Source organism: Streptomyces sp. CO7 (assembly GCF_053474865.1).
This window is the reverse complement of the sequence record NZ_JBRIOU010000004.1, coordinates 605875-615891: the sequence shown is the minus strand read 5'-3', so window position 1 is coordinate 615891 and position 10017 is coordinate 605875. Positions and strand designations below refer to the sequence as shown.

Annotated in this window: 7 protein-coding genes; 4 read left to right on the top strand and 3 right to left on the bottom strand. The window is 73.7% G+C overall.

The annotated features are described in order from the left end of the window. Positions 1–171 precede the first annotated feature (171 nt). On the bottom strand, positions 172–948 hold the full coding sequence (locus ACOV8S_RS15595; RefSeq protein ID WP_448318423.1) for a restriction endonuclease: 777 nt from the start codon (positions 946–948) through the stop codon (positions 172–174). A 183-nt stretch (positions 949–1131) separates the two neighbouring features. On the opposite strand from ACOV8S_RS15595, the gene ACOV8S_RS15590 reads away from it, so the two are divergent. The 3 genes from ACOV8S_RS15590 to ACOV8S_RS15580 all read left to right on the top strand — a co-directional run bounded on the left by ACOV8S_RS15590 (position 1132) and on the right by ACOV8S_RS15580 (position 4610). Continuing rightward, positions 1132–1530 carry a DUF6281 family protein gene (locus tag ACOV8S_RS15590; protein ID WP_448318422.1) on the top strand — a complete coding sequence of 133 codons (399 nt, stop codon included), beginning with the start codon at positions 1132–1134 and terminating at the stop codon, positions 1528–1530. Positions 1531–1671: 141 nt separating this feature from the next. Continuing rightward, positions 1672–3756 (top strand): MMPL family transporter, encoded by a 2085-nt coding sequence (locus ACOV8S_RS15585; RefSeq protein ID WP_448318421.1) that lies wholly within the window; start codon positions 1672–1674, stop codon positions 3754–3756. Between the two features lie 44 nt (positions 3757–3800). Then, positions 3801–4610, top strand: coding sequence for a GNAT family N-acetyltransferase (locus ACOV8S_RS15580; protein ID WP_448318420.1), 810 nt, complete (start codon positions 3801–3803; stop codon positions 4608–4610). 15 nt (positions 4611–4625) lie between these two features. On the opposite strand, the gene ACOV8S_RS15575 is transcribed toward ACOV8S_RS15580, so the two are convergent. Together ACOV8S_RS15575 and ACOV8S_RS15570 are read right to left on the bottom strand one after the other, a co-directional pair. Then, positions 4626–6155 carry a YfbK domain-containing protein gene (locus ACOV8S_RS15575; protein ID WP_448318419.1) on the bottom strand — a complete coding sequence of 510 codons (1530 nt, stop codon included), beginning with the start codon at positions 6153–6155 and terminating at the stop codon, positions 4626–4628. 336 nt (positions 6156–6491) lie between these two features. Beyond that, positions 6492–7838: a glycoside hydrolase family 18 protein gene (locus ACOV8S_RS15570; protein ID WP_448318418.1), complete on the bottom strand. Its 1347-nt coding sequence runs from the start codon at positions 7836–7838 to the stop codon at positions 6492–6494. 539 nt (positions 7839–8377) lie between these two features. On the opposite strand from ACOV8S_RS15570, the gene ACOV8S_RS15565 reads away from it, so the two are divergent. Beyond that, the gene (locus ACOV8S_RS15565; protein ID WP_448318417.1) at positions 8378–9943 is read left to right on the top strand and encodes a S8 family peptidase; all 1566 of its coding nucleotides are present in this window, start codon (positions 8378–8380) and stop codon (positions 9941–9943) included. The last annotated feature ends 74 nt before the right edge of the window (positions 9944–10017 follow it).

The window sequence follows — 10017 nt, the reverse complement described above, 5'->3', positions numbered from 1 at the left end:
CACCTGCGTCGGCACTGCCTGGTGCTCGGCCCGGACGAACCTGCCCGGGTCACCACCGACGCGGCCCGCGACGAACGGATCGCCGCGGAACTGGTTGATGCGCGCCGGGAGGTGGCCGTCGAGGTGCTGAAGCCGGTCGGCTAGGCACCGCGCCCGGGCGCACGGTCCCGGTCAGGCGGGAGCGGGTGCGCCCCAGGGCGGCAGTGCGGCGCCCAGCGTCCAGGCGAGCAGCGCCTCGCGGTCCAGGCAGAGGATGCCGCACTGCTCGGCGTACTCCAGGGCGGGGGCGGTGAAGTCGCTGGTGGTGACGAGGGCGGCGACGTGCGCCTCGTGGACGGTGAAGCAGGTGCCGCCGAAGCGCTGGAGGTCCTGGGAGCCGACCTTGTTGGTGGTGCTGTAGCGCTTGCACTGCACCACCACCCGGCGGCCGTCCGGGGCGACGGCGAGGACGTCCGCCCCCAGGTCGCCCGCGCCGCCCACCACCTCGACGCCGGTGCAGCCGTCCCGCTCGCACAACGCGGCCACCGCCTGCTCGAACTCGTCGGCGTCCATGGCGTCGTAGTCGGGCAGCGGAGGCAGCGCCACCGTCGGTTCCGGAGCGGAGGCGGGCAGGTCGGAGGCGGGCGTGGCGGGCGCCGGCTCGGTCTCCAGCTCGTCCATCGCCGTCTCGGTGGCGAGGTCGAGCGCGTCGGCGGTGGTGCGGGCCAGCTGGGCGACCGAGCGGCGCCGCCGGCGTCGCCGCACGGCCAGGAGGGCGAAGACCGCCAGCAGCGCCAGCACGGCGATCCACCCGGGCCGGCGGCCGATCGCCCCCGCGGCGACCCGGGCCACCAGCCCCAGCATCAGCACCAGCACGGCGAGCAGGCCGAACTGCATCGCCGTCGAGTGCAGGTCGAAGCGGCGACGGCGGCCCGTCGCCGGTATCCGCTCCCCGGGTGTGGTGGTCATGCCGTCCTCCCCCTCGCCGTCAGCACGACGGGCCGCCGTCCGGCCGCCGTCGACGGCCGTCTACCCAGGTGACGGCGTTTCACCGAACGCGTGTTCACGGGGTCGTTCGGGACGGTGAACGAAGAGGCGGTCCGCCGCGTCGAGGTTCCGTGAGGCCGGGCGGCCTCCGGAGAGGCGGAACTCATGAAGCGGGGAACGCGCACGGCGCGGGTGGCGGTGGCGGTGACGGCGGCGGTCATGGCGGTGGGCGTGGTCGCGTGCGGCGCGCAGGTGGAGGAGGCGGAGAGCCTGGCGGCCGACTGCCCTGTGCGGGTGGAGTACGACGGGCGGATGTACCACGACGGGGTGACCCTCAAGGACTTCACCGTCGAGGAGAGGCTGGGCATCGCCGTCGTCCCGCGCTGCGACGACACCGGCCGCGTCGGGGAGGAGCCGAAGGAGGGCCCGGGGCAGGTGACCGGCGCCTACCGGATCGAGGGCATCGACCCGGCCGAGGCGCTCGCGGTGGGCCCGGACCGGGAGAGCGCCGTCCTGGTGGTCTCGGAGGGCACGGACCCGGCCGAACTGGCCCCCGGTCCCTGACGGCGGATCTCCGCACCGGCGCGGGAGGACGGTGCACCCGCCCGCGGGGGATGGGGCGCGCCAGCCGGGGCACCGGGCACTTGGAACCGTAGGCTCCGCACAGGGCGGCAAGACCTGACGGTGCAGCGGAGGAGACAGCCCATGCAAGCATCCCGCCGGTGGCGGAGGCTCGTTCCCGTCCTGCTCGTGGTGGTCGTCTGGCTGCTGGCCGGAGGCGTCCTCGGCCCGTACGCCGGGAAGCTCAGCGGCGTCGCCACCAACGACCAGGCCGCGTTCCTGCCCGAGAGCGCGGAGTCGACCAAGGTCGCCGAGCTCCAGCGGAAGTTCGAGCGCGACGAGACCGTGCCCGCCATCCTCGTCTGGGTGACCGAGGAGGGACGCGTCACCGCGGCCCAGCGCCGGGCCGCCGGCGAGGCCCTCGCCGAGGCCGCCAGGACACCCGGCGTGAAGGCCGACACCCCCGGCGCGGGCCGGCTGATCCCCTCCGAGGACGGGCGGGCCCTGTCCGCCGTGCTGCCGCTGGAGTCGGCCGACGAGGAGGAGTCCCAGGCCGCCGTCGACTCCATCCGCTCCGACGCGGCCCGGGTCGACGGCATGAACGCCTACGTCACCGGACCGGCCGCCACCCGAGCCGACCTCTCCGAGGCATTCGCGGGGATCGACGGCATCCTGCTCCTGGTGGCGCTGTGCGTGGTGCTGCTCATCCTGCTCGTCGTCTACCGGAGCGTCCTGCTGCCGCTGGTCGTCATCATCACCTCGGTGTTCGCGCTCTCCCTCGCCTGCGCCGTGGTGTACGCGCTGGCCCGGCGGGACGTGGTCTCCGTCGACGGGCAGGTGCAGGGCATCCTCTTCATCCTGGTGATCGGCGCGGCCACCGACTACGCCCTGCTGCTCACCGCCCGGTTCCGCGAGGAACTGGCCCTGGGCCACGAGAAGTACGCCGCCATGCGCACCGCCCTGCGGCAGACCGCGGGCGCGGTCACCGCGAGCGGCCTCACGGTGGCCCTCGGCCTGCTGGTCCTGATGGTCAGCGACCTGTCCAACAACCGCGCGCTCGGCCCGGTCGGCGCGATCGGCGTCGTCTGCGCGATGGCTGCCGCGCTCACCTTCCTGCCGGCCGTCCTGGTGCTGCTGGGCAACGCCGCCTACTGGCCCACCCGTCCCGCCTCGGCCAAGCAGAAGGCGCGCCGGGAGCACGGCCTGTGGCACCGCGTCGCCGACCTGGTGGACCGCAGGCCGCGCCGCATCTGGATCACCGCCCTGATCGGCCTGGCCGTCTGCGCCGCCTTCTCCCCGCTGCTCGCCGCCAAGGGGACCCCGCTCGACGAGATCTTCGTCAACGACGCCCCGTCCGTGACCGGGCAGCAGGCGCTGGGGCGGCACTTCCCGGCCGGCTCCGGCAACCCCGCGGTGATCGTCGCGCGTGCCGACCGGGTCGAGGAGGTCACCCGGGCGGCCGCCGCGACCGAGGGCGTCAGCCGCGCCGTGCCGGTCTCCGCGGAGGGCCCCGGGCGCGGGAAGCCGCTGGTGGTCGACGGCGAGGTGCGGATCGACGCCACGCTGGAGGCGGCCGCGGACAGCGACGCCGCCAAGGCGACCATCCCCCGGCTGCGCGACGCCGTGCACGCGGTGCAGGGCGCCGACGCGCTGGTCGGCGGGTACACCGCCCAGCAGTACGACACCCAGGCCACCGCCGCGCGGGACCGCACCCTGATCGTGCCGGTGGTGCTGGCGATCATCCTGGTGATCCTCGTGGTGCTCCTGCGGGGCCTGCTCCTGCCCGTCCTGCTGGTGCTCACGGTGGGACTCAACTACCTGGCCACCCTCGGCGTCACCGCGCTGCTCTTCCGCTTCGGCTTCGGCTTCACCGGCACCGACGCCTCCGTGCCGCTCTACGGGTTCGTGTTCCTGGTGGCGCTGGGCGTCGACTACAACATCTTCCTGATGACCCGGGTCCGCGAGGAGACCCTGCGGCACGGCACCCGGGAGGGCATCCGCACCGGGCTCGCCGCCACCGGCGGGGTGATCACCTCGGCGGGCGTGGTGCTGGCCGCCACCTTCGCGGCGCTCACCGTCATCCCGCTGGCCTTCATGGCGTTCATCGCCTTCATCGTCGCGTTCGGCGTGCTGCTGGACACCCTGGTGGTGCGCTCACTGCTGGTGCCGTCGCTGGCACGGGACCTCGGGGCGCTGGTGTGGTGGCCCAACCGGTCGATGCGGCCCTGATATTCGCTTGCCCCCGGGAGGGCGGGGGCGCAGAGTTCGCCCCCATGGACCACGCCACCGCCCTCCTGCGGGCCTACGACACCCAGCTGCGCACCGACGCGGAGACCTCCAGCGCCCTGGCCGTGACCCGGCTGGGTCCGCTCCACCTCGCCCGCTACGAGGGCGGCCGCGGCTTCGTCACCTATGAGGACCTCGGCAGCCCCGACGCCGCCGAGGTGCGCCGGCTGGTCGCCGGGGCGGTGGACCACTTCCGGGCGGACCCCTCGGTGGTCCGCGCGGAGTGGAAGACCCGCGGCCACGACCACGCACCCGGCCTCCACGAGGCGCTGCTGGAACACGACTTCGTCCCCGAGGACCCCGAGTCGGTGATGGTCGGCGACGCCCACGCGCTCGCCGTGGAGGTCCCGCTGCCGTCGGGCGTGACGCTGCGGCAGGTGACCGGGGAGGCGGACGTCCGCGCCATGTGCCGCATGCAGGCCGAGGTGTTCGGCCACGCCGCCGACGGCGGCGCCCGCGACGCCGACGAGCAGCTGCGGCGGCTGGCCGCGGGCGAGGACCTGGAACTGTGGGTCGCCGAGGCGCAGGACGGCCGGGTGGTGAGCGCCGGACGGCTCGAGCCGGTGGACGGCACGGAGTTCGCCGGGATCTGGGGCGGCTGCACCCGGAAGGAGTGGCGCGGCCGGGGCGTCTACCGGGCCCTCACGGCCGCGCGGGCCCGGTCCGCGATCGCCCGCGGCAAGCGGCTCGTCCACAGCGACTCCACGGAGTACAGCCGCCCCATCCTCGAACGTTACGGATTCCTCCGGGTCACCACGACGACGCCGTACGAATGGTCCCGCGGCCCGGGGCAGTGACCGGGCCGCGGGGGGTCACTCCCCGCCGCGGAGGGCGACCGCCCGGTGGAGCGCCTCGGCGAGTTCCCGCACCTGCGGGTCCTCCGTGCGCTCCGCCAGCGCGTCCGCGTGGTCCGCGAGGCTCGACAGCTTCGGCGTCGCGGGGCCGAACCCGCTCTCCCGCAGCGCCGCCGCGAAGTGCGCCGCCACCGCCGTGACCTGGAACCGCGCCGAGGCCTCCCGCACCGAGCCGTGCAGCGCGCCGGTCCCCAGCGACCGGGAGGCCTCCCGCGCCTCCTTCGTCTCCGGGTCCAGCCACCGCACCGTCGCCGTGGCCAGGCGCCCCGACTCCCCCTCCTTCAGCCGCACCGCGTACAGCGCGGTGACCGTGTGCCCGGGGCCGACCTCGCCCCCGTCGACCCGGTCGTCACGGAAGTCCTCGTCGGCCACCCGCCGGTTCTCGTAACCGATCAGCCGGTGCTCGGCCACCGTCCGGGGATCGAAGGCCACCTGGGCCTTCGCGTCCCGCGCCACCAGGTCCACGTTGCGGGGCAGGTCCTCGGAGAAGACCCGCTCCGCCTCCTCTGTGGAGGACACGTAGACGGTGTGACCGTCGCCCCGGTTGGTGAGCCGCTCCATCAGGTCGTCCCCGTACTCGCTGCCCACGCCCACGCCGAAGAGGGTGATCCCGTGGTCGGCGCGGGCGTGCGCCACCTCCCGGAGAATCGCGTCGGCGTCCGTCTCCCCCGTGTTGGCCAGGGCGTCCGACATCAGCACCACCCGGTTGGTTGCGCCGTCGCGCAGCCCGTCCAGCGCCGCGGTGTACCCGGCGCGCACACCCGCCGCCAGGTTGGTGGAGGACAGTGCCTCCAGCCGGTCGACGGCGTCGCGGACCTCGCCGCGGTGCCCGCCGACGCGGGTCATCGGCAGGACGGTCTCGGCCTCGTCGCTGAAGGCGACCAGCGCGACGGAGTCCTCGTCGCGCAGCCGGCCGGCCATCGTGCGCAGCCCCTCCTGGACCAGGTCGAGCCGGCCCTCGTCGGCCATCGAGCCGGAGACGTCCACGACGAAGGTGAGCGCGGCCGGCTTCCGGTCCCCGTCACCGGCGCCGGGTTCGGGCCGGGTGGCCAGCCCCACCCGCATCAGCGCCCAGCCCGCCTCCCCGGCCCGCGCCCCGTCCAGGCTCACCGAGAAGCCGTCGCCCTTCGGCCTGCGGTAGTCCTGCCGGAAGCTGTTGACGAACTCCTCCGCCCGCACCGTCGACGGCTCGGGCAGCCGCCCGTCGGCCAGCGCGCTGCGGGCGTACCCGTAGGAGGCGGTGTCCACGTCCAGCGCGAACGTGGACAGCCGGTCGCCGCCCCGGTCGTCCTCGCCCCGCGAGGGCGCGGCGGAGGGGGCGGGCGCGCCCTCCTGGGCGGCGGACTTGTCCTGCGCGGTGCCGCTGCCGTCGCTCGCCGAGCAGCCGGTGAGCAGCAGCCCCGCGGCCGCCGCCCCCGCGAGCAGGGCGCGCAGCCGGCGCGGGCCGGCCGGCGCGATGACGGTTCCTGTCGTGTGCGGGATGCTCATCTCCCGTTCCCCCCTGGGATGTCGGCGTCCTCGGACGCCTGCGGAGTGCCCTTGCGCCACTGTGACGCGGGGGAGCGGCGGAACGTGCGGCACGGCCGGTTGCGCTTCGGTATCGGAGCGGACACGGTGTGCCGCGCCCGTGACCGGCCCGTGAGCGGGGGGAGATGTTCCGCGTGCCGTCCCGGGGCGGCACGCGCAAACGCGGGGCCGCCCGCGCCCGCCCCGGCAGGCGGGTGCGGACACGGGCGGGCCCGGTACGGCGCCGGGCGGGAACAGCGGTCCGGACCGGTGCCCGGAGGGTGGATCAGCGGTTCGGACCGGCGTCCCGGTCTGTGATCAGCGGTTCAGACCGGCGTCCAGGGCCTTGATCAGCTCTCCGTCCGGGGTGTCCCCGTCGAGCGACCAGATCATCGCCCCGCCGAGCCCGCGGGCCTTCACGTACGCGGCCTTGCGGGCCAGCACCTGCGGGTCGTCGTAGGTCCACAGCGTGGTGCCGTCGAAGATCCAGGCGTGGCCGCCGGCGCGGTCCCGGTGGACGGTGAAACCGCCCGACCCGGCCAGCGCCTTGAGCTCCTCGTAGTCGGCGTAGCCGTTCGCCCACAGCGCGGGCGCCGGGCCCGCGGCCGGCTGCCCGAGGCCGTCGCCGCCGCCGGTCACGCCGGTCCAGCCCTGGCCGTAGAAGGGGACGCCCACCACGAGCTTGCGCAGCGGCGCGCCCCGCTTGCGCCAGGCCTCCACGGTGCCGTGGACGCTGTAGTCGCCGGCCGCGAACAGGGCGGACTGCTGCGCGGTCGCCGGCTCGCCGCTGACGTGGAAGTCGTAGCCCTGCAGGGTCACGAAGTCCAGGTCCCGCATGATCTTCGGGACGTCGAAGCCGGCGTCGATCTTGGCCTCGGCGGTGGGCACGAACGCGGACAGCTCGTAGTGCTTGTCCTGCCGCCGGCCGAGCGCGTCGAGCTGCCGGCGGAACTCGGCGACCAGCTTGGTGAAGTTCCTGCGGTCCTCCGGACGGAAGACGGTGTCGGTGTCACCGGAGGAGCCGGGCCACTCCCAGTCGAGGTCGATGCCGTCGAAGACACCCGCCGCCGAGCCCGGGCCGCCGCGGCCGCTGTCCGCGGGCAGGTCGCCCTTCAGGTACAGGTCGACGCAGGAGGAGACGAAGCGCTTGCGGGAGGCTTCGGTGCGGGCCGCGTCGGAGAAGTGGGTCGACCAGGACCAGCCGCCCAGCGAGATCATCACCTTGAGGTCCGGGTGCTTCTCCTTGAGCTTCTTCAGCTGCAGGAAGTTGCCCGCCAGCGGCTGGTCCCAGGTGTCGGCCACGCCGTCCACCGAGTCCGCGGCGGCCAGCGGCCGCACGTAGTCCGCCCAGGCGTCGGCCTCGCCGGGGACGTTGCCCATCAGGCACTCGCCCTGCGGACTCACGTTGCCGAAGGCGTAGTTGAGGTGGGTCAGCCGCTCGGCCGTACCGCTGAGATCGACGTCCTGGACCTGGTAGTCACGGCCGTAGACGCCCCACTGGGTGAAGTAGCCGACCTGCCGCGGGGTGTGGTGCGAGCGGGACGAGGCGGTGGTGGAGGGCGCGTCGCCGGGAGCGGCGGACGAGGCCGGGGCGAGCCCGACGACCAGTGCGAGCGCGGGAGCGACAACTCCCGCTGCGGAGAAGAGTCTTCGAGGCAGACGCATGCGCGGAAGCTATTGGTCTGGACCACGCGGGTCAAGGGCGCAGGGGTGAATGGGGGCGGTGGGAAGAGGAGTTGGGTGTTCCGGGGCGGGTGGGCGGGCGGCGCGAGGGTGACTCTGCGTGCCGGGTGGCCGTCGGGGTGGGGCGCGGGCGCCGGAGCCCGGAAAGCGGTCCGCCGAGGGCGGGTGGGAGGTCCGTACCAGGTCAGGCCCATGGCGTGACATGCCGGACGCGAGGCGGTGCGTTCCTTGTGGCCGAGGGGTGTGACCCTCGTCTCGTTTACCGAGCGTGTGTGTGCCGTTTGGTGGCGTTGTGTCGTTCCGCTATGTGAAACCGGTGTTACAGCCGTGCGAAAGTGGGCGGGCGGTGCCCGCAGGGCCCTTGTGCAATCCGCGTAGACGCTTCAATCTTTCGGCTTGACGACAGGGAAGCCGCCGAGGTCGAGGTGACCGTGTTTGGCATGTACCTGTCGTCACTGGCCTTCGGGCGGATCCGACCGGTCCTCCCGACACCGCTCCCCCTCAGCAGGAGGAACCCTCGGATGGCAGTCATGCGGAGCTCCCGTAGCAGAATGCTCGCCGGCGCCGGCGCCCTGGTCGCGGCCGCCCTCACCGGCGGCCTGCTCACCGCGCTTCCCGCCCAGGCGGCCGGGGCCACCGGCACGATCGCCTACGCGAACGCGGACAACGCGGTCAAGGGCAGCTACATCGTCACGCTGAAGTCTGACACCAAGGCCGGCTCGGCCAAGGGCAAGGACGTCGCCAAGAAGCACGGCGCCCAGGTCGAGAAGACCTTCCGCAAGGCGGTCAACGGCTACACGATCGAGGCCACCGCGGCCGAGGCCGCCGAACTGGCCGCCGACCCGGCCGTCGCGCTGGTCGAGCAGAACCGCACCTTCACCACCCAGACGACGCAGACCAACCCCACCTGGGGCCTGGACCGCATCGACCAGACCGCGCTGCCGCTGAACAGCTCGTACACCTACGACGACACGGCCGGCGCCGGCGTCACGGCGTACGTCATCGACACCGGCGTGCGCATCTCGCACTCCGACTTCGGCGGCCGTGCCCGCAACGGTTACGACGCGGTCGACGGCGACAGCGTCGCCCAGGACGGGAACGGCCACGGCACCCACGTCGCCGGCACCATCGCGGGCTCCACCTACGGTGTGGCCAAGAAGGCGAACATCGTCGGCGTCCGCGTGCTGGACAACAACGGCGAGGGCACCACCGCCGGCGTGATCGACGGCGTCGACTGGGTCGCGTCCAACGCGGTCAAGCCGGCCGTCGCCAACATGTCCCTCGGCGGCGGAGCCTCCACCACCCTGGACACCGCGGTGCGCAACGCCATCGCCGCCGGTGTGACCTTCGCGGTCGCCGCGGGCAACGAGTCCGTCACCGCGACCGGTTCGCCGGCCCGGGTGAGCGAGGCCATCACCGTCGGCGCCACCACCAGCACCGACGCGCGCGCCAGCTACTCCAACTACGGCTCGGCCCTGGACATCTTCGCCCCGGGCTCGTCCATCACGTCGACCTGGAACACCGGCGACTCGGCGACCAACACCATCTCCGGCACCTCGATGGCCACCCCGCACGTCGCGGGCGCCGCGGCGCTGTACCTGGCCGACAACACCTCGGCCTCGCCGGCGACCGTCGCCTCGGCCCTGGTGGCCGGCTCGGTCTCCGGCAAGGTCACCAGCCCGGGCACCGGTTCGCCCAACCGCCTGCTGTACGTGGGCGCGGGTGGCACCACGCCGCCGGCCGGCAAGTCGTTCAGCAACGCCACGGACTACACGATCGGCGACAACAAGACCGTCGAGTCCTCGATCACCGTCAGCGGTGTCACCGGCAACGCGCCGGCCACCCTGCAGGTGCCGGTCAACATCGTCCACACCTACATCGGTGACCTCCAGGTCCAGCTGATCGCCCCCGACGGCTCGGCCTACACGCTGAAGGCGTACGGCACCGGCACCTCCACGGACAACATCAACACCACCTACACGGTGAACGCCTCCTCCGAGGTGGCCAACGGCACGTGGAAGCTGCGGGTCAGCGACAACGCCGCGGGCGACACCGGCTACATCAACAGCTGGGGCCTGACCTTCTGAGGTCGCCCCGTCCTGGCGCGTCCCACCGCCCCGCCCCCGTCACGTCCGTCGTGACGGGGGCGGGGCCTTTGGGG